At 40.1% G+C, this 22,387-nt stretch carries 21 protein-coding genes, 1 other RNA gene and 1 pseudogene; 11 read left to right on the top strand and 12 right to left on the bottom strand.

Annotated elements, in window-relative coordinates; genetic code table 11:
- Positions 1-10: 10 nt before the first annotated feature.
- Entirely contained in the window at positions 11-241 is a 231-nt protein-coding gene (locus E2I05_RS04345; RefSeq protein WP_165905599.1) for a hypothetical protein, read from the top strand.
- Positions 242-341: 100 nt separating this feature from the next.
- Here E2I05_RS04345 and E2I05_RS22735 read toward each other — a convergent pair whose 3' ends face one another.
- Positions 342-473: a hypothetical protein gene (locus tag E2I05_RS22735; protein ID WP_279387052.1), complete on the bottom strand. Its 132-nt coding sequence runs from the start codon at positions 471-473 to the stop codon at positions 342-344.
- On the opposite strand from E2I05_RS22735, the gene E2I05_RS04340 reads away from it, so the two are divergent.
- From E2I05_RS04340 to E2I05_RS04330, 3 genes are all read left to right on the top strand, one after another.
- Entirely contained in the window at positions 467-805 is a 339-nt protein-coding gene (locus E2I05_RS04340; protein ID WP_133309484.1) for a hypothetical protein, read from the top strand. The genes E2I05_RS22735 and E2I05_RS04340 overlap by 7 nt on opposite strands.
- 16 nt (positions 806-821) lie before the next feature.
- Positions 822-1,064: a hypothetical protein gene (locus E2I05_RS04335; protein WP_121855288.1), complete on the top strand. Its 243-nt coding sequence runs from the start codon at positions 822-824 to the stop codon at positions 1,062-1,064.
- 440 nt (positions 1,065-1,504) lie between these two features.
- Positions 1,505-1,789 carry a hypothetical protein gene (locus E2I05_RS04330; RefSeq protein WP_121855290.1) on the top strand — a complete coding sequence of 95 codons (285 nt, stop codon included), beginning with the start codon at positions 1,505-1,507 and terminating at the stop codon, positions 1,787-1,789.
- A gap of 385 nt (positions 1,790-2,174) precedes the next feature.
- Here E2I05_RS04330 and E2I05_RS04325 read toward each other — a convergent pair whose 3' ends face one another.
- A complete protein-coding gene (locus E2I05_RS04325; protein WP_133309483.1) occupies positions 2,175-3,461 on the bottom strand; it encodes a pentatricopeptide repeat-containing protein in 1,287 nt (428 codons plus the stop codon).
- An 82-nt stretch (positions 3,462-3,543) separates the two neighbouring features.
- On the opposite strand from E2I05_RS04325, the gene E2I05_RS04320 reads away from it, so the two are divergent.
- Positions 3,544-4,671 (top strand): IS4 family transposase, encoded by a 1,128-nt coding sequence (locus E2I05_RS04320; protein ID WP_133309482.1) that lies wholly within the window; start codon positions 3,544-3,546, stop codon positions 4,669-4,671.
- An 89-nt stretch (positions 4,672-4,760) separates the two neighbouring features.
- Positions 4,761-4,913 (top strand): hypothetical protein, encoded by a 153-nt coding sequence (locus E2I05_RS21920; RefSeq protein WP_170179613.1) that lies wholly within the window; start codon positions 4,761-4,763, stop codon positions 4,911-4,913.
- Positions 4,914-4,932: 19 nt separating this feature from the next.
- Here E2I05_RS21920 and E2I05_RS22950 read toward each other — a convergent pair.
- From E2I05_RS22950 to E2I05_RS04290, 5 genes and pseudogenes are all read right to left on the bottom strand, one after another.
- Positions 4,933-5,353, bottom strand: a pseudogene (locus tag E2I05_RS22950) (IS1 family transposase); the annotation flags it as partial.
- A gap of 65 nt (positions 5,354-5,418) precedes the next feature.
- On the bottom strand, positions 5,419-5,946 hold the full coding sequence (locus tag E2I05_RS04300) for a hypothetical protein (RefSeq protein ID WP_121855303.1): 528 nt from the start codon (positions 5,944-5,946) through the stop codon (positions 5,419-5,421).
- A 143-nt stretch (positions 5,947-6,089) separates the two neighbouring features.
- Positions 6,090-6,464: RNase P RNA component class A (gene rnpB / locus E2I05_RS04295), an RNA gene on the bottom strand.
- A 168-nt stretch (positions 6,465-6,632) separates the two neighbouring features.
- Positions 6,633-6,785 (bottom strand): hypothetical protein, encoded by a 153-nt coding sequence (locus E2I05_RS21910; protein ID WP_170179613.1) that lies wholly within the window; start codon positions 6,783-6,785, stop codon positions 6,633-6,635.
- Between the two features lie 89 nt (positions 6,786-6,874).
- Entirely contained in the window at positions 6,875-8,002 is a 1,128-nt protein-coding gene (locus E2I05_RS04290) for an IS4 family transposase (RefSeq protein ID WP_133309481.1), read from the bottom strand.
- Between the two features lie 98 nt (positions 8,003-8,100).
- On the opposite strand from E2I05_RS04290, the gene ltrA reads away from it, so the two are divergent.
- From ltrA to E2I05_RS04280, 3 genes are all read left to right on the top strand, one after another.
- Positions 8,101-8,952 (top strand): group II intron reverse transcriptase/maturase, encoded by an 852-nt coding sequence (gene ltrA / locus E2I05_RS04285; RefSeq protein ID WP_207805268.1) that lies wholly within the window; start codon positions 8,101-8,103, stop codon positions 8,950-8,952.
- Between the two features lie 128 nt (positions 8,953-9,080).
- Positions 9,081-9,365, top strand: a complete 285-nt coding sequence (locus E2I05_RS22255) for a group II intron maturase-specific domain-containing protein (protein WP_207805269.1) — start codon at positions 9,081-9,083, stop codon at positions 9,363-9,365.
- 10 nt (positions 9,366-9,375) lie between these two features.
- Positions 9,376-9,624, top strand: a complete 249-nt coding sequence (locus E2I05_RS04280) for a hypothetical protein (RefSeq protein ID WP_121853030.1) — start codon at positions 9,376-9,378, stop codon at positions 9,622-9,624.
- A 151-nt stretch (positions 9,625-9,775) separates the two neighbouring features.
- Here the strand turns inward: E2I05_RS04280 and E2I05_RS04275 are convergent, their stop codons facing one another.
- A complete protein-coding gene (locus E2I05_RS04275) occupies positions 9,776-11,101 on the bottom strand; it encodes a Na+/H+ antiporter NhaC family protein (RefSeq protein ID WP_121853031.1) in 1,326 nt (441 codons plus the stop codon).
- A gap of 766 nt (positions 11,102-11,867) precedes the next feature.
- Between E2I05_RS04275 and E2I05_RS04270 the strand changes: the two genes are divergently transcribed.
- Positions 11,868-12,548 carry a hypothetical protein gene (locus E2I05_RS04270; protein ID WP_121853032.1) on the top strand — a complete coding sequence of 227 codons (681 nt, stop codon included), beginning with the start codon at positions 11,868-11,870 and terminating at the stop codon, positions 12,546-12,548.
- 50 nt (positions 12,549-12,598) lie between these two features.
- On the opposite strand, the gene E2I05_RS04265 is transcribed toward E2I05_RS04270, so the two are convergent.
- Positions 12,599-14,890 (bottom strand): peptidase U32 family protein, encoded by a 2,292-nt coding sequence (locus E2I05_RS04265; RefSeq protein WP_121853033.1) that lies wholly within the window; start codon positions 14,888-14,890, stop codon positions 12,599-12,601.
- A 113-nt stretch (positions 14,891-15,003) separates the two neighbouring features.
- Between E2I05_RS04265 and E2I05_RS04260 the strand changes: the two genes are divergently transcribed.
- Complete coding sequence (locus tag E2I05_RS04260; protein ID WP_121853034.1) at positions 15,004-15,657, top strand: glutathione S-transferase; 654 nt, start codon at positions 15,004-15,006, stop codon at positions 15,655-15,657.
- 599 nt (positions 15,658-16,256) lie between these two features.
- On the opposite strand, the gene E2I05_RS04255 is transcribed toward E2I05_RS04260, so the two are convergent.
- From E2I05_RS04255 to E2I05_RS04245, 3 genes are all read right to left on the bottom strand, one after another.
- Entirely contained in the window at positions 16,257-18,413 is a 2,157-nt protein-coding gene (locus E2I05_RS04255) for a S46 family peptidase (protein WP_121853035.1), read from the bottom strand.
- 365 nt (positions 18,414-18,778) lie between these two features.
- A complete protein-coding gene (locus E2I05_RS04250; protein WP_121853036.1) occupies positions 18,779-20,353 on the bottom strand; it encodes a hypothetical protein in 1,575 nt (524 codons plus the stop codon).
- 774 nt (positions 20,354-21,127) lie between these two features.
- On the bottom strand, positions 21,128-22,336 hold the full coding sequence (locus E2I05_RS04245; protein WP_121853037.1) for an aromatic amino acid transport family protein: 1,209 nt from the start codon (positions 22,334-22,336) through the stop codon (positions 21,128-21,130).
- Between the last annotated feature and the right edge of the window lie 51 nt (positions 22,337-22,387).

The following is a 22,387-nucleotide window of genomic DNA, read 5'->3' as shown; positions in this document are numbered from 1 at the left end:
TATTGTACATATGGATATATCAACAGGTTTATTTGGTGGCGCAGGTATAGTTCTTGGGTTATTTTACTTCTTATTTATTGTTTTGTGGGTTGCAGTTCCAGTTTTCATTTACCTTATCAACAAAAGAGTGAAAGAAATGAGGGATAACTCTCGTGAGTACCGCATGGAAATCAAAGAGCTTAATGCGAACCTAAAATATTTAAAAAGAAAGTTCAATGAAACAAATGAGCATCAAACCTAACAAAACAAATCAACAAGGACAAATACTGCTTGGCTTTTGTCACTGCGTTCCAAAATTTTAGCCAAGCACCATTTGCCTGTTATTGTGGGCGTTAGCCGTTTTACTCCTCAATATTGGTAGTAAAAGTCGGTGTCGTGCAGTTTGCGAGAAAAGGTTTGAGATGGTTGGGTTGTTCAGCATCAGAATCTAACATTTTCTGCTCAGTGAAGCTGGCGGGTGAGTTTTGTGCCATTTTGTTCTGTGGCTGCCAGCTCAGTAACTTTCTCTGTCTTTAAGTTCAGAGAATGCTGGCAGAAAAAGTCTGGTGCCTTTTTGTTTCGTGCTACGCCAGCGCGTGTTTCTGAGTTTGTTAGTCTGTTATTTTTGGGTTGTTTGTATTCGACTCTGGATATTTTAGTCGGTTGCAATTGGCAAGCATTCAGTAAATCTCGGGCTTTTTATCAACGGTGCTGCAAGCTCTGTGCAAAAAAAGAGTTCAATGCAGCCTTCACGACTAACAAAAAAATCCAGGGGACTTCGCCTTCGGCGCAGCCCCTGATTTGGGCGTTAGCTGCAAAAGTATAAATCTAAAGGATTAGTTATGAATTCATTATCACAAATTCGTTTTTGGGCATGCTTAATTATTTTGCCCCTTATCATTATTGGTGCAGTTTATAACATCGGATACTTGGCTGGTTACAATATCATGTCACAAGAATTTGGCTTACCATCAAATTATGGTTCAATGGGTCTTATTGCTGCTGGTATGTGTTCAATTCAACCTTTTATAAAGACAGTTGGCGAACTTAAAGTTAAAATTTCTAGCAAGTATTCAATAAGCTAGAAAGCAGCTAACAGGCAAATCAATGAATTTTTGAACAATTTTCACACTTATTGCAAAACCTAAAAGTGAAAAAATTCTTTAACTTACGTGCTATTGTTTACGACGTTAACAGCTATATAAATCACGTGCAAGGACAGGTACATGCATAGATATCACGAATGTAAATCTCTACCTGAGAAAGGCATTACCATTATCTATAGTAATGAGTTTCTTAGCGACGATAAGCATGTTTGGAATATGATAGTAGAGCGTACAGCAGAAGAAGCTGACCTTGAAGAAAATCATTACCTTGAGGAGGTAGGTGATACAATCTGGCAAACAATAGTTGAGATATACTGTTGTCCCTTTTGCGGTGATTCCTTATCAACTTCTAAGAGGCAGGTTATGTCAGCTGATATAGTCCACTATGACAATTGGCATAGTTGTTATGGCAGCAAATTATGAACGCATCTAAAAAACCTCCTTCTGGCAATCAGAAAAAAATACAACGAAATAAAAAAATTAAGCAAAGGAAAAAGTACAAATTTATTTTCATTAATGGAAAGCAAGTAAAAGTTCAAAGAGAACCTGAAATTGATGGGCAACCAGTAGATGATTTCATTAGAGAAAATGCTGGCTCGATATGGTTGCACCAGAATGAGTTATGGCATTTGATTAATACAGAAGATGAAATCAAAGTTGATGGCGATAGATATAATGAAGACGACTTAGAAATACCGTTTTAGATACTCATTCTAAATAACAGCATATAACATAAATTTCTAGCTCATTCCTGCGATTATTCGGCGTCGTTTGATACGGGCGTAGTTATACGATTTGGATTAGGTTTTATAATGCAAAATTATTCGAGTAAATTTACAACCCTATCTCATTTTTGTCCAAAAACGAGTCAACCATATGATATTATTTAATTTGTATCTCATTTAAATTGGTTCATTTATAGAATCATTTAAAGTGAGCAACATAGCTTTATTAAATCACTTAATCTGAGCAACTAATTTGATAAAAGCGATTATTGTGAGCAAGCTCGTTTTTATAAAGTCATTTATTGTGAGCAGAAAATGACGGATAAATGCGAGCAAACCGATTTATAAATGCAAGCAACTACAGTTAATGGGCAGACTTGCTCAATACTATCATTCCTGAGTTGAATTCATCCTCGATAAACTCAAGTCCAAATTCATCTTTGAGAAAACTTATCATTCCATTTTTTAACGTATTATTGCCATGGTATCCAGTTATGATCGATGTTATGTTGGGTTCATTGTTTTGTTTGTGGTAACAAAATAATAGTTTTGCGAAAGCTAATGGAACACCTCGAATATGTGTACCATCACCTGAATCTCCTTCGAAGATTTTATCCATATGCAAATCGATACAATGATTCATTAAGCCAACATTTTTTTTATATATTCCTTGTGTTATCCCTTTATCAATCATGCTTGCGAAATTATCTTTTTCAAGCGGCGCAAGTTGAGCATGTATTTGTGAAAGAGTACTCATGTTACACTTGTTTATTATTTCTTCTAAATACCATATTCCAGTGCCTAACTCCTTAGCCTTAATACATACTTTAATAAAGGCATTGTAAATGGCAACATCAGGCTTGATGTCCCATTGTTTCATTAAGCTGGCTGTAGCTGTATCGCCATCGCCATCGCCCAACACTAATGATTTGGCTTCGGCATAACGCCCCGCTTCAGCGCAGGCCGTCAGTAAATTCAGGCAGGTGATTCGATTGGCTATTAATGGCAAATGAGGTGCCATCACGGGCTTATCACCACACACCAGTTGCCAAGCACTATCAAACTGGCCAGTTTTAGCGCATACCGTGATAAAGGCATTGTAAGTGGCAACATCAGCCTTGATGCCCCATTGTTGCATTAAGCTGGCTGTATCGCCATCGCCCAATACCAATGATTTGGCTTCTGCATAACGTCCCGCTTCAGCGCAGGCAGCCAGCAAATTCATGCAGGTGATTGAATCTGCCTTTAATGGTAGATGAGGTGCCATCACGGGCTTATCACCACACACCAGTTGCCAAGCTCTATCAAACTGACCCGTTTTAGCGCATACCGTGATAAAGGCACTGTAAATGGCAACATCAGGGTTGATGCCCCACTGCTGCATTAAGCTGGCTGTAGCTGTAGCACCATCGCCCAACACCAATGACTTGGCTTCGGTAAAACGCCCCGTTTCAGCGCAGGCCGTCAGCAAATTCATGCAGGTGATTGAATCTGCCTTTAGTGGTAGATGAGGTGCCATCACGGGCTTATCACCACACACCAGTTGCCAAGCACTATCAAACTGGCCAGTTTTAGCGCACACCGTGATAAAGGCGCTGTAAATGGCAATATCAGGCTTGATGCCCCATTGTTGCATTAAGCTCAATGGCACTAACTTAAGATTTAGCTGAAGGTTTACTAATTGAACAATAGAGAGTAAATCATACAGATTAAGGTTTTTCTAGTGTCACGCCATGAATACTACAACTCGCCAATTCTTCAATGATGCCCCAGAATTGTTACGTCGCTTTGCTCAAACGGAAGAAGATGAACTTTCTTCAATTCTCACTCTGCAAGATTTAGAAGATTTTCAAAAAGATAATACTCAAAGAGTACGCAAGTATCCCGCCTGCCACACACTTTCGCTTTTCATGAAGCAAGTTGCCAGTGAAAACAAGTCTTGTCGTTGCACACTAATCAGTGACGCTAGAGATCAAATTGCTATAGGTCGAGAGAAAAACAGCACAATTACAGGTCCCTACTGCAAAGCAAGAAAACGGTTATCTCCAGAGTCAATTAAATCGCTATTGAAGAAATCAGGAAAAAACTTAGATGAAGCGATTCAAGGGAAATACTTATGGCATGGCCGTAGAGTGCTATTAACTGACGGCTCAACACTATCTATGCCTGATACGCACGAGAACCAAGCCCAATTCCCTCAACCTAAGTCACAAAAAGAAGGATTGGGCTTTCCTCAGCTGCGGATTTTAGTGTTAATTTCTTTGGGTAGCGGTGCAGTCATTGACTCGGCTGTTTCACCTTGTAAAGGGAAAGGTACTGGCGAGCAGGCACTATTAAGAAGTATGCAGTCAGACTTGAAACAAGGTGACATTGTGCTGGGAGATGCTAATTTCGAAAACTACTTTGTTCTTGTAGGACTAATGGGGTTAGGCGTTGATGCTGTTTTCGAAAAAAACGGAGCCAGAAATGTCGATTTCAGAACCTGTGAAGAAAAGCTGGGTAAGCGAGATGGTTTATTTAAGCTAATTCGTCCATCCTGTCCAGAATGGATGACCCCAGAGGATTACGCTCAAGTGCCAGAAGAGCTTATCGTCAGAATGGTAGGAACAAAGAAACGTATCATTGTTACCACCCTCACGGTTAAAGAAGTCTATCCGAAGCAAGATATTATTGATTTATACGTTTCACGATGGCATATCGAGTTGGATTTTAGGTCAATCAAGACCATGATGAAAATGGATATTTTAAGGTGTGGTAGTCCAGATATGGTGCGTAAGGAAATTGATGTTCATTTGTTAGTTTACAACATGATAAGGGCACTTATGTGCCGAGCGGCAGAAAAAAAAAGGAATATCGCCTAGAGAGGCAAGTTTTAAAGCCGCACATGACGCATTGCAAGATTTTCAGATATTACTTTTGCAAGCCACCGAAGGGGGTCATTGACACTTTATTGGATGTGATAGCAGATATTATCGGCGAGCATATCGTTGGCAATCGCCCGGGGAGAAAAGAACCGAGAGCAAAGAAAAGGCGACCGAAACCGACACCAAGGTTACAACATTCAAGAAAACAAGCACGTAGGCTTAAGGTATATCAGAAGTAATTCTTAAATTAGTGCCATTGTGCCATAGCCACCTCTGGTTAACCTTTTTACCTACAAATGACCATTGCTCATCGATCTCTGCTTCTTCGCAGACCAACTCTATATCGATTTCAATGTTTGAGTTGCTATCTCTTTGAGTGTAATTAGGATTTACGTGGACAATGCTCTTTTCTTTTTTTTAATGGCGTTTATCACTGTATTCTTGTGTATATTTAACACTCTACCTGTATCCCTTATTCCGCTACCATTAAGTACCATGTCAATGGCTGTTTCTTTTACTCCATCTTCCCAAGCACGCTTAACATAATGAAGTAGGAATGTTTTTTCGGGCACTCAGAGTTGGTACATAAATATCTTTGCTGTCCCTTTGGGCTTTTTCCTGCTTTTGATATTGAAGTACTTTGACAGTGAGGGCATTGAACATCTACAGAGTGACGCATGATATTCTCTAAAATAAATGAAACTAGAGTGCAACCATGATAGATCAATTCACTGCTTCAGCCCACTACCCATTCGAGTTATTCATTAATCCATTTGATAAATGAATAGCAAAAAGTTGTTTATCCATATTGGAAAGACTTTCAACGAAGTCATGTACTGCCTCGTGATATGTCTCTTGCCCAATATGAGCTTCAAGCTCTTTAATTTTCAGTTCAAATCTTGGAGGAAAGTCATGTGGATAAATATTACTGAAGAGTTTAGCTACATGAGCGGTGTTATTGAAGCTCTGTTCCATTTCTGCAACCATCGAATCTAAATGGTGCATCTGTAACTGCTTTTGCATTCGTTGTTTAAATCCATTTATCGAACTTCGAATTGCCTCGACTTCATTCGGAGAAGAAACGGTTATCAGTTTTTTAACTCTACTAATTTCCGTATTAACTTTTCCTAATGAAACAACGGCTTCTGAAAGGTTTGTGGTTTGCAGACTGAGTATAATTTGAAACTTTGTTCGATGTCTACGCAAGACAAGACGAAAGTAGTAGGTATTTTTTCGAAGATAAAGATGCTTGAATCCGTGAACTGCTTTCATGATAAGCACCCCACCTTACGCATACAGTATGATAAACCGTGTAACAAGGAGTGTAACAGATGGTGTAACAGGTGAGTAAATGTGTACGATATTGATTGGAGTGAATTCAAACAAGCGCTTGTAAAACAAACACTTGCTTGAATTCATCGAGACAATCTGTAAGCCGGGTCTTGTACCTCTTTCGAGTGACAGTCATTCATCTAGGCCTGCAATCGCTCACAGGCTCAAGCGATCTACCCGGTTCCAACGCGAGCCACGCCTGCTCTTATAAATAAGAGGTGGAACCCTATTTGATCTTGCTCCGAGTGGAGTTTACCTTGCAACCAACTGTTACCAGTGGCTCGGTGCGCTCTTACCGCACCCTTTCACCCTTACCACTACACAAGTGAAGTGGCGGTCTTCTCTCTGCTGCACTTGTCGTCGGCTCACGCCGCCCAGACGTTATCTGGCACCCTGCTCATTGGAGCCCGGACTTTCCTCCCCGTTATTACTAACGCGGCGACTGTCCAATTGACTCAGCGGTCATTATAGAGATTTTGCTTACATTTACCAGAAAAACTATATGAAATCGTATAAAATAGCAGGGCGGGATCGTGCTTTAGGTCTTGAACAAATAGTTATACCAATTACAGTAATTAAATTCCCAGCTCAGAGCTATGTATGTGTCAATGGCACTAACTTAAGAATTACTTCTGATATACCTTAAGCCTACGTGCTTGTTTTCTTGAATGTTGTAACCTTGGTGTCGGTTTCGGTCGCCTTTTCTTTGCTCTCGGTTCTTTTCTCCCCGGGCGATTGCCAACGATATGCTCGCCGATAATATCTGCTATCACATCCAATAAAGTGTCAATGACCCCCTTCGGTGGCTTGCAAAAGTAATATCTGAAAATCTTGCAATGCGTCATGTGCGGCTTTAAAACTTGCCTCTCTAGGCGATATTCCTTTTTTTTTCTGCCGCTCGGCACATAAGTGCCCTTATCATGTTGTAAACTAACAAATGAACATCAATTTCCTTACGCACCATATCTGGACTACCACACCTTAAAATATCCATTTTCATCATGGTCTTGATTGACCTAAAATCCAACTCGATATGCCATCGTGAAACGTATAAATCAATAATATCTTGCTTCGGATAGACTTCTTTAACCGTGAGGGTGGTAACAATGATACGTTTCTTTGTTCCTACCATTCTGACGATAAGCTCTTCTGGCACTTGAGCGTAATCCTCTGGGGTCATCCATTCTGGACAGGATGGACGAATTAGCTTAAATAAACCATCTCGCTTACCCAGCTTTTCTTCACAGGTTCTGAAATCGACATTTCTGGCTCCGTTTTTTTCGAAAACAGCATCAACGCCTAACCCCATTAGTCCTACAAGAACAAAGTAGTTTTCGAAATTAGCATCTCCCAGCACAATGTCACCTTGTTTCAAGTCTGACTGCATACTTCTTAATAGTGCCTGCTCGCCAGTACCTTTCCCTTTACAAGGTGAAACAGCCGAGTCAATGACTGCACCGCTACCCAAAGAAATTAACACTAAAATCCGCAGCTGAGGAAAGCCCAGCCCTTCTTTTTGTGATTTAGGTTGAGGGAATTGGGCTTGGTTCTCGTGCGTATCAGGCATAGATAGTGTTGAGCCGTCAGTTAATAGCACTCTACGACCATGCCATAAGTATTTCCCTTGAATCGCTTCATCTAAGTTTTTTCCTGATTTCTTCAATAGCGATTTAATTGACTCTGGAGATAACCGTTTTCTTGCTTTGCAGTAGGGACCTGTAATTGTGCTGTTTTTCTCTCGACCTATAGCAATTTGATCTCTAGCGTCACTGATTAGTGTGCAACGACAAGACTTGTTTTCACTGGCAACTTGCTTCATGAAAAGCGAAAGTGTGTGGCAGGCGGGATATTTGCGTACTCTTTGAGTATTATCTTTTTGAAAATCTTCTAAATCTTGCAGAGTGAGAATTGAAGAAAGTTCATCTTCTTCCGTTTGAGCAAAGCGACGTAACAATTCTGGGGCATCATTGAAGAATTGGCGAGTTTTAGTATTCATGGCGTGACACTAGAAAAACCTTAATCTGTATGATTTACTCTCTATTGTTCAATTAGTAAACCTTCAGCTAAATCTTAAGTTAGTGCCATTGAGATATAGTGACGAATACACATCGATTCAATATTGATAAATGGCAAGTAGTTAAGGCCTATCAATTAGTAAAAGCAAATAAGGGAGCGGCTGGCATTGATAAGCAATCAATGCTGGATTTTGAAAAAGACTTAAAGAACAACCTTTATAAAATATGGAATCGAATGTCTTCTGGCTGCTACTTCCCACCTGCAGTTAAAGCTGTGGCGATACCAAAGAAATCAGGAGGAGAGAGGATACTAGGTATCCCTACGATCCAAGATCGTATCGCTCAAATGATAGCAAGGCTTTCATTTGAACCCTTGGTTGAGCCTGAGTTTCTAAAAGATTCCTATGGTTATCGTCCAAGGAAGTCAGCAATAGATGCACTGCGAGTGACAAGAAAGCGCTGTTGGTATCAAGATTGGGTTCTGGAATTTGATATAAAAGGATTGTTTGACAACATTTCACATGAATTGCTAATGAAAGCAGTACGCAAACATACAGATTGTAAATGGTTGCTGCTGTATATTGAGCGTTGGTTAAAAGCGCCGATGATAAAAGCGGACGGTGAAATAATAGGGCGCACACAAGGGACACCGCAAGGTGGTGTCGTGAGTCCTGTGTTAGCCAACTTATTTTTTCATTATGTTTTTGACAAATGGATGCAAAGAAATCATTCGAATGTGAAATGGTGTCGTTATGCCGATGATGGGCTTGTTCACTGTGATAGTGAAAAGCAAGCTCAGCAATTGTTAATCGAGCTTAAAGAAAGATTTGAAGCCTGTGGACTAGAACTTCACCCAACGAAAACCAAAATTGCATATTGCATATTGCATATTGCAAAGATGGCACTCGAAAAGGCAAGTACGAGAATATAAGTTTCGACTTTTTAGGATATACCTTCAGACCACGGCTTTGTCGTAATAGGCAAACACAGGGTATATTTGTCAGCTTTACGCCCGCAGCGAGCAGAGTTGCTCAAAAGGGGATGATAAAGAGGATCAGAATGTTAGGTATCCGAAAGCGAACCGATTTAAGTCTTGAGCAAATAGCCAAATGGATAAATCCGATCATTAATGGTTGGATTAATTATTATGGTAGCTTCTGTCGTTCAGAGCTGTATAGGGTTTTCCGCGAGGTAAATAAAGCATTAATCTGGTGGGCTAGGCACAAATACAAGAAACTCCAGCGACGTAAAACGAGAGCGGGTAAGTTTATGGAAAATATTGCAAACTCTCATCGCTACTTGTTTGCCCATTGGCGAGCAGGAATGAAAGGATCGATGGTTTAATGGGAGCGGTATGAGTCGAGAGGCTCACGTACCGTTCTGCGAGGGGCTGCTGGGAGGTTCCAGCGGTCTACTCTACTCACTTTTAAAGAGTGATGACTGTAAAATTTATGCTGATGATGACGCAAGAAATTTAGCAACCATTAGGCGAAAAATTTTGAACTTGGTGAAAAGTCACACTTCAAAAGACAGTGTTGCTGGCAAGATGCAGCGAACCAGCTGGGATGAAAAATTTAGGGCTGAGATTTTGTTTGGTGAATAATTCATCAAAGAATAATCCCGCCCTGCCGAAACTGCTATGAAGCTCATAAAAAATAACTGTGATTGTGAAAATAATCGTTTTTTAAGGAGCTTTCACTACCTGAACATCTTTACGGCCTTGATAACATAAAGGAGATGTTAATCAAAAATCACTACTTCCTTATCGCAATCACTACAACGGAAACTACCGCCAAAATCATGCAATACCAAGCATAAGAAATAGCTTCAATCGGACTGATTAAAAAAATAGAGGCGATTAATAAGGCTTGTGCACCATAAGGTACTAGACCTTGAACCACACAAGAAAATATATCCAAAATACTGGCCGCACGTTTTGAACTGACACCGTGTTTAGTTGCTAAGTCTTTAGCGATATCTCCAGTGACAACAATAGATACCGTATTATTGGCAACACAGCTGTTAGTCAAAGCAACGATAGACGCCATACTAAACTCTGCAGCCCTAGGGACTTGGCTGTGTGCTGAGCGGCTAAACTTATGGCAAAGTGTTTCTATTTTTTGACTGACAAAAGTCAACCCACCTTGCTGTTGTATTAATGCGGCAAGCCCACCGACTAGCATAGAAAGAATAAATATTTCTTGCATGTTGCCAAATCCGACATAAATATCTTTGCCAAATTGGAGCAGTGAGTAATCTGTAATTATCGCACCTGTTCCTCCCGCCAGTAGTATCCCTAGAGTCAGTACCACAAACACATTTAAACCAGCAACCGCTAAAGCAAGTATTGCAAGATAAGGAATCACATTCATCAACTCAAAATCATTTTGAGCTAACTCAACCGTCTGCTGACTACTTAGCGCAAAACACACCAAAGCAATCAATGCTGCAGGAACAGAAAAGATAAGATTTTCACGAAATTTATCTTTCATTTCACAACCCTGAGTACGGGTTGCTGCAATAGTGGTATCCGAAATGATCGACAAATTGTCCCCAAAAAGCGCGCCAGAGATCACTGCGCCTGCCATCAACGCTGCAGGAATACTCGTTTGATCCACAATCCCAAAAGCAACAGGTGCGACAGCGGCAACGGTTCCCATTGACGTACCCATCGCCGTCGCAATAAATGCTGAAATAATAAACAAGCCGGGCAGGAGAAAATCAGCAGGTATGAGAGATAACCCTAATGCAACCGTTGCATCCACGCCGCCAGTAGCCTTCGCTACCGCAGCAAAAGCTCCCGCCAGCAGATAAATCATACACATAGCGACAATATTGCTGTGTCCCACACCTCCAATAAATGTTTCAATGGCTTGATTAATTTTTTGCTTCGAGAGAATAACCGCTAAAACAATAGCGGGAAGCACCGCAACAGGCCCCGGTAACTGATAAAAAGCAAATTCGACATTAATGCTTTGATAGTAAAGCCCTGCTCCAACAAAAAGAGTTATGAATAAAATGAGCGGTAATAGCGCAAGTGCAGAACTGGCTGCCGTTTTTTGATCGGAATTCTGATTCACTGTATTTCTCTATTTGGTGACATTATTACTCACCATAGCAACTGTTACTTAGATGTTACACCTATTACGGCTGATACAAGACTCGAACAACGGCTTAGTGATTATTTAAAAGTGACATGGAGTGTAAATATGATGCCACTCAATGTCAATCTAGATGGCTAGAAGTCCGCTAATTGACAATAAGGTTGTTTAAACCTGAATAAATCGGTTGGGAGCGTTCATATACGCAGAAAAAATTATTGATAGCAAGGCATGAATAGCAGCAAGTAGTGGTTACCGACATACAAAACTGTCGTTACTTCGTTTCTAAGTACCTGTCGATAAGTTCTTTGATAATTATTGTGTTCAGGTTTAGTGCTATACAAGACGCAATGTAGGGCGCATAGCCGTAGCTATGTAACCGAAGTTGCAACACCGTAGAGTGCTGAAACTGGGCACTAGAAAATCTTAAGAAACTTATGGCCAGGTACTTACTTGTAAAATTTATAACGCAGCTATCGGTGATTTTGGCAAGTATATGAATGTTCAGCACTCACCTGATAGGTGAATCCGGCTTGTTTAATTTTGTACCTAATTTCAATAAATTAAAGTTAAATTATGCGTTCAACTGATATTTTTAGGTTAAATGAACGGCTAAAAAGTTTCAGAAAGCTCACATTGGGTCGCTCTATTTTGAGTAAAAGTATCACCAATACAACGCATACACTTCCTTATCCGTCTATAATTCAGTGATTGTTTACAATAAATAATGTTTTTAAGGATAAAAATGAAATCTTTAACTGCCGTAGCATTAATCATTTCTTCTGTTTTACTTTCTTCTCAGGCTCAAGCGGACTCAGCTAATGGTGTTGCCATTAAAGCGGGATCCGCGGGAGCTGGTATCGAGTACTACACTGGAATTTCAGATAACGTTAATCTCCGTTTCGGGATCAACGGTTTCAATTACGATGACGATTTTACTGAAAATGATATTACCTACGAAGCAGAAATACAGCTGCGTAGTGCCTCAGTGGTATTCGATTATCATCCTTGGGATTCATCGAGCTTCCGCTTAAGCGCTGGCGCTTATTACAACGGTAATAAAGTCAATGCCGCTGCGCAGGCAATTGATGGTGAATACGAGTTTAATGGTGATGTTTATCAAGTGGAAGATGTCGCGTCTGCTGATGGTAAAATCGAGTTTAAAAAAGTAGCCCCGTACATTGGTTTTGGCTGGTCGGCCTCGCCAACCAGTACTTCGAGTTGGGCATTTAACCTCGATATTGGTGCGTTTTATCAAGACACTCCAGAATCACAACTTAATGTCACCTGTGGTGCTGCACTTGAACAAACCTTATGTGATCAATTACTCGCCGATGTACGAATCGAGCAAGATAAGCTAGAAGAAGACATTCAAGAATACAAATGGTATCCAGTTGTTACACTGGGCGTATTGTACCGTTTCTAATCGCTACGCAAAATTAAAACGGCAACAAAGTTTGCCGTTTTTTTATACTCTTATAAACCGTTGTGATATTGCAGCACAGTGGATTGAGTCACCATATTATCGAGCCTTTCCGCCGAAGAAGGCTGCCCAGCTAAAAGCAGCTCAAACTCTTTGATAAGCTGCAGCTTATCGGGGGACGGTTTATCTCCAGCACCGATATTGGTTAAATCAATCATAAAGCCATCAAACAGATGTGCTAAGTCATCAATGATCTCAGTATTTAAAAATTGATCTTGGTTATAAATGCTTGGATAACCGCCTTTTTGTTTATCGATTGCAAACTCATCGCCTTTCAAATTAGTGATACTAGTTTTCTTATCACAAGACAGCATACAACCATTATCTATACGCGGTTTTTCACAGCCAACACTTTGTTGGAAGAAACATTGTCTGCTCGCCATCAACAAAATAGGATGATAGACGCTGTACATCATTTTAAAATTAGCAGGCCGTGCAATATGCCTAATTTGTTGACGGTTAATTTCATTAGAAATAAAGGCGCCGTGACAGTCAAATTGCTCTTGCATCGCCAGTAAAGCATAAGAGTTGGTGGTATTTAAAAAGGGCCCTGCAATCCACTTAACTCCGAGTTCATAAGCACGATGTGCAATACCGGTATTGTTGGTGACAATAAGTTCTGGCCGCACTTGCTCTAAAACATTGAGCGCCACATCATAGTCTTTACCGATAAGCACTGACGGGAACCAAGGGATCAGTCGCGGGTTTTGCTTAAAAAAGTCAACATACTGAGTGCAGCCACGCTTATAAGCATCCGGCAATTTAAAGTAAACGTCAGCTTTAGTGTGTTCTACAAAACTAATATCGGCTTTATCACAAATTAAAACGGATAACTGCGCTACTCCAGTTTCAGCTTTTGGGTGGTTAATAAGTTTTGGTAATTCAACCGCAGGCTTTACGGAAACGCCGTGGTTCAACTCCAATGAAATTTGTTTTTTAAGGGTCGTCAATTCCTTAAAAGGAATACTCAGCCCAGACGCTAAGCCGTCTATATTGTATGGTTTTAAATCAAATTCAGCATTATTTAAGCCTTTAAAGCGTTTTTCTATCGCGCTTAAGTCAATGCTTGCTTCATCGCTTGGAGCGAGCAAATGTTGTGACTGAAAAGTAAACACTTTATCCTCTAACTGAGTTTGTGCCACAACAAAATCTTGGGTAGTCACTGTAATCGTCAGTGGTTGTCCTTGTTGCCCTGAAAAAGCTAAAGTCAATGGCAGTTTGCCGACACTCAAGTGTTGTATTTTGTCTTTTACAGTAGCTTGAATTTGTCGTTTTTCGAGCTTTAACTCTTTCTCAGCATCATGAATTTGAACAATGGAAATAGATTGAGTGCCATTTTGAGTGAGTTTATCTTTTAGATGATGTTTTGAGTTATCCCGTGGATTATCAATAAACATCGACTGATTCAAATCACCCTTTAAAAAAGAGTTAGTTAAATCGCGATTGAAAACTTTGTAAAGGCGTTCACCATCTTCAAGCAGCTCACCCGTTTTAAGATAGCCATCGATTTGTTTTCGGAAACTGTCGATGACCGTATGAACATATTCAGCCCCTTTAATTCGGCCTTCAACTTTAAACGAGTGCACACCAGCTTCGATTAATGCCGGTAAATCGAAAAATGCCGAATTATCTTTAATATTAAGCGGGAAATTATGACCAGACTCGGTAGTTTCATATTCTTCTCGGCACGCTTGGCTACAACGGCCTCGATTCCCCGAGTTACCCACACTCGCGGAAGTAGAGTAACACAAACCCGAAAACGCAATACACAATGAACCATGCACAAACACTTCAGTGGTAATACCATGCTCGTGGCCGGTTGCGGTTAATGCCGTTATCTCACGTAAATTGAGCTCTCGTGATAAATTCACTCGCGAGGCACCCAGCTTTTTCAAAAAAGAAATTTGTCCAGCATTGTGAGTCGTAAGCTGTGTCGATGCGTGAATGTCCAAAGTTGGAAAATGTTTTCTAAGCAAATGAAACATACCAATATCTTGAACAATCACACCATCAAGCGTTGTGTTCACCAATCGACTCAGCAACTTGGCTAACGACTTAAATTCGTTTTCTAAAATAACAATGTTCAAGGTAAGAAATATCTGGCATTCGTATTGATGCGCTAACCGAATGATCCCAACCAATTCATCAAAGGAAATATTAGAGGCACGATTACGAGCATTAAAGTTATCTAAGCCGCAGTAGACCGCATCGGCTCCGGCGATGATAGCCGCCTTAATCGCATCAATATCTCCGCCTGGTGCTAATAATTCAATCTTTGGATCCATGGTTACAACTTGCCTTTAATAATTAATTGGGGGGATGTTACCCGTATATTTTGCTAATGAATATCGTTAAAGTAAATTATTCCTAAACCCGTTACCTGACAATGAATTAAATCATGGCATTACCGATACTGTATTCTTTAAGAAATTGCCCTTATGCAATGCGAGCAAGATTGGCGCTTTATGCGTCTGGCCAACAGGTACTATTACGTGACATAGTGCTTAGCAACAAGCCCGCTGAAATGCTCATCGTATCCCCCAAAGGAACGGTGCCAGTACTCGTCACAGCGGATAAGCAAGTGATTGATGAAAGCCTATCAATCATGAAGTGGGCATTTTCTCAAACTGATCCTGATGATTACCTTAATAAAGCACACACTTCTGCTTTGGTTGAAATGTTGTCAGTTATTGCACTATTTGATAACGAATTTAAAGGGCATCTTGAAAAGTATCGCTGCTCAAAACGCTATCATGAACCATCATTGCTTGAAGATAGGCAGCAATGTGAGCGTTATCTGGCGGATTTAGAGTCACGACTGAGCCAGCATCAATATTTGATGTCTGACAAACCAAGCTTAACGGATCTCGCCTTAATGCCCTTCATCCGTCAGTTTGCCCGAGTCGAGCGACAATGGTATTTACAATCACCTTATCCAAACCTCAGGCAGTGGCTTAACGGCTATCTACAAAGCAAAATGTTCAGCAAGGTAATGGCGCAATATCCAATGTGGTTGGATTCAAAAGAAGATGTTGTTTTTGGTGCTGAATAACCTGATATCGGAATAATGAAACCTATAAACCAATTTTTTATAAGCAATAAATTTAAATTCAATCTACAGAGCGGCTAGTTTCGTCTAGTACGAGGCGTAATTTTCTGTAATAGCGAATCTTTTTCAGAGAGTTACAACTCTGTAATAGCCGACAATAGCTGTGCTGTAGAGGTTTGCTTATCCTGAGTTCAGGTTGATTAATGAAATAACACAAAGTAGCACTCACCACCAAAACTTCTGTAATGTTGTAATATCGTGGGTATTTTAGGGAACTAGCGATTTAGAAAGTACCAATCTTTGTCATACCAGCGAAAGCTGGTATCCAGTGACTTTTTATAGGAAAAAGCAAAGGCACTAGACTCCAGCCTGCGCTGGAGTGACAAGAACTCATCGGTATACTTTCTTCCGCAACTTTCCTTAAAAGAAGGATGTTGGCTTCAGGGTTAGGGATAAAATGCCAATTTGAGCACCTTATCTTCGAAGCTAGAGGGCTTGCAACTTAGTTCAGGATTTAGTTTAAACCTCAAATATCAAGAACGATTAATAACATTACACAAAAAAAGCGACCTTCTGGTCGCTTTTTGATAATTAAAATCGTATTACCTTACGATTTCCATTTCTTCTAATAGGTTATCTGCATTATCTAAATACTTCATCACCCACAACATATAACGACTGTCTACTTGAATTGAGCGATTCGTTTGTGGATCGTAACCCCAATCACCAATGATTGACTCGTACACACCATCAAACAACAAACCGACCAATTCAGCACGACCGTTTAAGGTTGGTGAACCTGAATTACCGCCTGTGGTATCGAGTGTCGACAAGAAGTTAACTGGCACAGAACCAATTTCTTTCATGTAATAATCACCGTATTGTTTCTGCTTAATGAGCTCTAACTGCTTCTTCGGAGCATCAAATGGGTCAACACTTGTATCTTTCGCTAAAATACCTTCAAGACGAGTAAATGGCTCAGCAATTAAACCATCTTCTGGCGAATAACCTTTCACATGGCCCACGCTTACACGTAGGCTTGAGTTCGCATCCGCATATACTGGTTTACCTTGCTCACGATTGTAGGCAATGATGGCATCCATGTATTGCGGGCGTACTTTCATCAACTTACCTGCACGCTCTTTGGCTTTTTTCTCTGCGGCCATATCGGTGTCAAACATAGCTACTGCGTATTGAATGAATGGATCATTCGATGCTTTAAAATCCGCCACTGACTTTTTCATCCAGCCTAGGCGAGTAGCTTTGTCATTCAAGCTTGTTTTGGCGTACATTTCATCAAGGCGAGCTAAAATTGCAGCATCATTAGCTTTACCATTGATACCGAATACCTTATCCATTGCCGCTAAGCGTTCAGATTTTGCTAATTTGGCATAGCGTTTGAGCAAATCAAATACAATGGCTTTCTCTACTTTTGGCGCAAAACGTTTATCAATGCGCTCAAGACCAGAAGTAAATCGTTTCATATCACGGTCTTGGTAACCCGGCTCACGTTGCATGTCTGGAAGCTCTCTCTCGTGCGCCAGACGATATAAGCGCTCAGCACTCGACATCATTGAACTGTAGCCCATATAACCTGTGATCAATTTACGTTCTTGATGCGCTTCACCTTGTTTCACTAGATCTGTCAGCTCAGCCAATGTCTTTCCATATTTAGCACTGCGCTCAGAATTTGCTGCAATCCAATCGGCAAGCGCTTGCTCTCTCGCTTGTCTATCTTGCAACATGGTTGATTTACCGTAGAACTCAATCATTGAAGTAAAGTTTTTCGCATAATTAGCTAGACCTGCCAAGGTGCTTTCATACTTAATGCGGTCTTCGCTACCTGCTGGCGCTGTTTCTTTAATGATATCAATGATGGTTTCGCGTAATTCTTTACTGTATGGGTAATTCCATTCAAATTGATTTTCAACTTCAGCAGAGGTGCGATAACGGTTGGTACGACCTGGGTAGCCCGTTACCATGACAAAATCACCATTTTGAACGCCTTTCGCTGACACTTTCAAGAAGCTTTTTGGCTCATATGGAACGTTGTCTTCACTGTAATCCGCTGGCTGCCCATCTTTATTGACGTAAGCGCGATAGAATGAGAAGTCACCTGTATGACGAGGCCACATCCAGTTGTCGATGTCGCCGCCGTATTTGCCTACGCTTCCTGCAGGGTTATACACAAGACGCACATCACGAATTTCCATTTGTTTGATCAGGTAATACTCTAATCCACCGTGGAAGCTATAGACATTACAACGATATCCGGCTTCTTTTTCACACTCTGCAACCAGTGCTTTTTCTTGTTTTTCTATGCCTTTATAAAAATCATTACCTGTCTTGCTTTCAAGACCAAATTTTACATTGTCCGTTACGTTAGTGACTTCTGAAGTTACATAAACTCGTGAACCTGGTGCTGCTGGTAATTCATCTTTAAATGATTTTGCTAAAAAACCATCTTTAAGTAAGTTATTATCAGCCGTTGAGTTATATTGAATTGAACCGTAGGCACAATGATGATTGGTAACCACTAAGCCTTTTGGTGATACAAATGATGCAGTACAACCACCAAGACTGATCACTGCATTCATCGGGAATTCTGTTAGCTTAGAAATAGAATCAGCACTGATCTCTAACCCTTTTGCCTTCAGTTCATCAGCCATTGCTGGAAGCTGATATGGCTGCCACATTCCTTCATCTGCAACGCTACCAAAACTTGCAGCAACGGCTGCAGTAAGTAACCATTTTTTCATATTGTTGTCCGTCTTTTTTATTAAATGTTTTTTCAGCTACGAAAATACATGAAAAAAAGTCAGGCGCATAGCCTGACTTAATACAAAAATGTAACATAAAAATAATTTTTTACTTGAAGATGTTTATACCAAATCAGCTAAAGAGCACTTAAGATCCAGAGAGCGTTCTCTATGAGTTACGTTCATTTTTCTATTCATAAGTACCTGACCATAAGTTTCTTAAGATTTTCTAGTGCCCAGTTTCAGCACTCTACGGTGTTGCAACTTCGGTTACATAGCTACGGCTATGCGCCCTACATTGCGTCTTGTATAGCACTATACCTGAACACAATAATTATCAAAGAACTTATCGACAGGTACTTAAATTAAAGCGCCTCTTCACCTTTCATTAATGGGGTGACTTTCTCACTGAAACTTGCCCATTCTTCTTTTGAAAATAATTCTAGGCTTTCTATCTGTTGTTCCTCGTGCTCATTAGTCAAAGCATTAAATTCCGCCGCTCTTTGCTTGTAGCCTTGTTCTTCAAAACTGATATTTGCCGATTCATCAACATGCTGATTTATATCCATATCCATAAGCATAGTAAGTATTTTATCGCCGCGTGCTTCCTCTGATAATTCCAAGTCATTAATATTAAGTTGAGGAGCTAATGCTTCCCAATTTTTTTCATCTGAGGCTGAAGCTGTTTCTTTTCCTGTAAAGGCTTCTGTTTCTGTTTCAATTCCTGTTTCAGTTTCAGTTTCATTCCCTGTTTCAGTTTCGGCTTCAACTTCAGTTTCAGCTTCAATATTATTTTCCATTGGAAATATTCGAAAACTTTGTGATTCAGAATATTTTTGTCTCATAAACTCAAACGCTTCAATAGTAATTTGGTTTTTTTGTAAGCGGCCTGCTGCCTCAACTAATAACGCGTGCCCCCTACCTTTCGTTGTGGTTTCTAAAAGCGCGAGCGCCTTTTCTACATACTCCTGATTATTTTTTATTTCTTCGGCTTCTTTGGCTCTTTTTTCCAATAACCATTTTGCCATTTTTTGTTTTTCTAACTCCTTTAATTCTTCGTCTGCTTTACGCTGGGCTATTTGCTTATCAAGCAGAATTTGTTTCTCTTGTGCACACTTCTCATTATGTGCTTTTTTCTTTTCTACCGTTTCTAATGCGGCAACAATTGCGATCTCAGAAATGTTCATCCGTAAAGCCATTTCCATTACAAAGGTTTCATCAACTTCATCAATAACAAGACGTTCTAGTGCCGATTTCAGTTTTACAGGCAAATTTGAGTCAAATTCGAGCGACGTGGACTGACGCTGTAACTGTTGAGCTTTGCGCTTTAATGCGGCTTTGATTTGTGCGACACGTTCCAATTCATCTTTTTCTCGTTTTTCTTTATTATGTGCTTTTTTCTGTCTGGCGATATTCAGATATGGTGTTACAGGATCAAACCCATGATTGCCAGCCACTTTAACGACTGTATTCTCTTCAAGTTCTCCTACCATGAATCGCTTGAATGCTGTAACGACAGGCAGCGATAGCCTATATTTTTTAAGACATGGACAATCAACTGCAACAAAACCATATTCCTTTATCAAATTATCCGCATTTGCGTTGTCGCTATGCCTTTCATTCGGTAGCAGGTATAATTTTAATTTACCAGTTTTACCGCCTGTCGATTTTGTACTTGCAAACCACGTTGGTAACTGACTCTTAAATAATGTGCTGAGCGCTTTAGCCTGTGATTCCTGATCAACAGCAGTATTTGCGCAAGAGCACATAGGCGAGACTTCAATTTCTTGGTTACTTCTTTTAAATTCAACACGGTAAATACCATTTCCGTCTAAATCTATTTCAAAAAAACTCTCAGGAAATAAGCTGTCAGGATTGATGCAATCAGCCCCTCTAGCAGTAATAAATTGTTCAAGTTGTGCTGCAGATAAAATACTCATCAAAAGTAACCTTAAGCTATTGTAATAGCTCAATTATAGTACACGTAAAGATTATAGAGATTTGCTCTACCTTTTTTGTAACAAAATCAATTAGAATTGATAAATGGACGCAAAGTGTTGGCTTCAATGCAGCTAGTTAGGAAAAGTGAAAACAAAATGGTGATAGCGAATAATACCATTCACACTTATTAACTATGGATATTAGGGAGCATTAGCAAAGCAAATGCTCAATCTATAACATAGTTAATTGGTACAAATGGTATAAGCGCTCTTAATCAACTGCAGCCGACATTGAGCACATCTATTAAAAACCCAAAATTAATGAATGGTTACTCATTTTTGCGTTGTGAAAATGTTCATATCGGTTAATTTTAAGTAAAACATAGATAAAAAGTGATTTCTTATTCAACCTTAGTTACATAACTATCCGTGTGCGTAATGTCAGCTGCAGCTTTTTAAATTCACAAGAGGGCGATATTGACTATTTGTAAAAATCAAATGAAATTTGGTTGAAGAGAGAGCGATGAGTACGAGAAAATAACACCTTTTAAGGAAAGTTGCAGAAGAAAGTATACCGATGAGTTCTCATCACTCCAGCGTAGGCTGGAAACGAAGTAAAGACAGTTTTTGTCGGGAGTCTAGTGCCTTTTCTTTTTTCTATAAAAACCACTGGATACCAGCCTTCGCTGGTATGACAAAGATTGGTACTTTCTAAATCGCTAGATCCCTAAGGTGTTATTTTCTCGTAATAACAGCGCTAGTATCAAAATACTACTAGCTCGCACTTGCTACTATGAACTGAGCAACAATTATACCAAAACCAGCTAACCCAAGTAATGCTAGCGCTGGCGTACCACCTGATACTTGATAACCTTCTTTACTTTGTTTCCGCTGAACTATTGCCATCGCTATCGGTAGAAAGATCACCATCATAACGAGCGGCACAGCTGCATATCCCAATATTTTTACAAAGCCGTCAGGGTAAAATAAGGCACACAATAATGGCGGTATAAAAGTCAGCAGCCAAGTTTTTGCTCTGCCTGTTAGGGTATTCCTAGCTCGGGTTAATTCTGCAAGGAAATCAAATAAGCTCATGGTGACGCCTAAAAATGACGTTACTAATGCTAAGTCAGCAAAGAAACTGATGCATTGGTCGATGAATGAGAGTTGTGCAATATCTTGCAAAGCTTTTACTAACGCTGGTAATGAACCACCAAATGCGCTGATAGTGTCACCACCAACAGTGCCAAGGGTCACCAATAACCAAAAGACATAACAAATTAGCGGCAAGGTAGAGCCAATCAATAAGACTTTTCGTAAGCTCTTAGCGTCGCCATCTAGGTAGCCCACTAAAGTAGCGATACAAACATGGAAGCCAAAAGAGGTAAACACAACAGGAATCGCTGCCATAAAGACACCAGAAAAGCCGCCTTCTGCTAGACCACTGCGGATCCCTTCACCAACGATGCTCGATAAACTGACTTCTGGCAGTAAAAACATGACCAGTACAATCAGCAACACTATCATTATTGGGAAAAGTAAGCGGGAAGCTCTGTCAACCCAAGATACACCGACTGCAATTAAACCGCCAAAAATCAGTGTGAACAAACCAATGGCAGTTTTTGAATCTAATTCATGTCCCGTTATTAATTCATATTTAGCATTCAGCAGCGACGAGCCACCCAATAAATACACCATGGTTAACGCATACAATAAACTTAAAAATGATCCCCCTTGTAGAAATTGCCCGACTTTGCCTAATGATTTACCTGTAATGACATGAACATTTTCGCCCACACCAGACTTTAGGTTTATTTCTAACATTAATAGCGCCGTATAAGCTGAAATCACCCAAATCACGACTAACATTGCTAATGCTGGTAAGGTGCCCAACCCAGCGGTGGCTAGTGGTAAGGCAAGCATTCCACCACCAATCGCGGTTCCTGATACAATGGCAATTGAGCCAAGCATTTTTGAATTCACTGAAAATTATCCTAATTATTGGTACTTTTTACATTGGCATCCCCTGAAAGC

The organism is Parashewanella spongiae, from assembly GCF_004358345.1.
GTDB lineage: Bacteria > Pseudomonadota > Gammaproteobacteria > Enterobacterales > Shewanellaceae > Parashewanella > Parashewanella spongiae.
This window is presented reverse-complemented; position numbering and strand designations above follow the sequence as displayed.

Excerpts from the sequence above, each read along its gene's own strand:
- E2I05_RS04320 (WP_133309482.1), top strand. The coding sequence starts at position 3,544 with ATGAATACTACAACTCGCCAATTCTTCAATGATGCCCCAGAATTGTTA.
- E2I05_RS04290 (WP_133309481.1), bottom strand. The coding sequence starts at position 8,002 with ATGAATACTAAAACTCGCCAATTCTTCAATGATGCCCCAGAATTGTTA.
- E2I05_RS22735 (WP_279387052.1), bottom strand. The coding sequence starts at position 473 with ATGGCACAAAACTCACCCGCCAGCTTCACTGAGCAGAAAATGTTAGAT.
- E2I05_RS04300 (WP_121855303.1), bottom strand. The coding sequence starts at position 5,946 with ATGAAAGCAGTTCACGGATTCAAGCATCTTTATCTTCGAAAAAATACC.
- E2I05_RS04260 (WP_121853034.1), top strand. The coding sequence starts at position 15,004 with ATGGCATTACCGATACTGTATTCTTTAAGAAATTGCCCTTATGCAATG.
- E2I05_RS04280 (WP_121853030.1), top strand. The coding sequence starts at position 9,376 with ATGAGTCGAGAGGCTCACGTACCGTTCTGCGAGGGGCTGCTGGGAGGT.
- E2I05_RS04335 (WP_121855288.1), top strand. The coding sequence starts at position 822 with ATGAATTCATTATCACAAATTCGTTTTTGGGCATGCTTAATTATTTTG.
- E2I05_RS04250 (WP_121853036.1), bottom strand. The coding sequence starts at position 20,353 with ATGAGTATTTTATCTGCAGCACAACTTGAACAATTTATTACTGCTAGA.
- E2I05_RS04330 (WP_121855290.1), top strand. The coding sequence starts at position 1,505 with ATGAACGCATCTAAAAAACCTCCTTCTGGCAATCAGAAAAAAATACAA.
- E2I05_RS22255 (WP_207805269.1), top strand. The coding sequence starts at position 9,081 with ATGTTAGGTATCCGAAAGCGAACCGATTTAAGTCTTGAGCAAATAGCC.
- E2I05_RS04255 (WP_121853035.1), bottom strand. The coding sequence starts at position 18,413 with ATGAAAAAATGGTTACTTACTGCAGCCGTTGCTGCAAGTTTTGGTAGC.
- E2I05_RS04270 (WP_121853032.1), top strand. The coding sequence starts at position 11,868 with ATGAAATCTTTAACTGCCGTAGCATTAATCATTTCTTCTGTTTTACTT.
- E2I05_RS04265 (WP_121853033.1), bottom strand. The coding sequence starts at position 14,890 with ATGGATCCAAAGATTGAATTATTAGCACCAGGCGGAGATATTGATGCG.
- E2I05_RS04345 (WP_165905599.1), top strand. The coding sequence starts at position 11 with ATGGATATATCAACAGGTTTATTTGGTGGCGCAGGTATAGTTCTTGGG.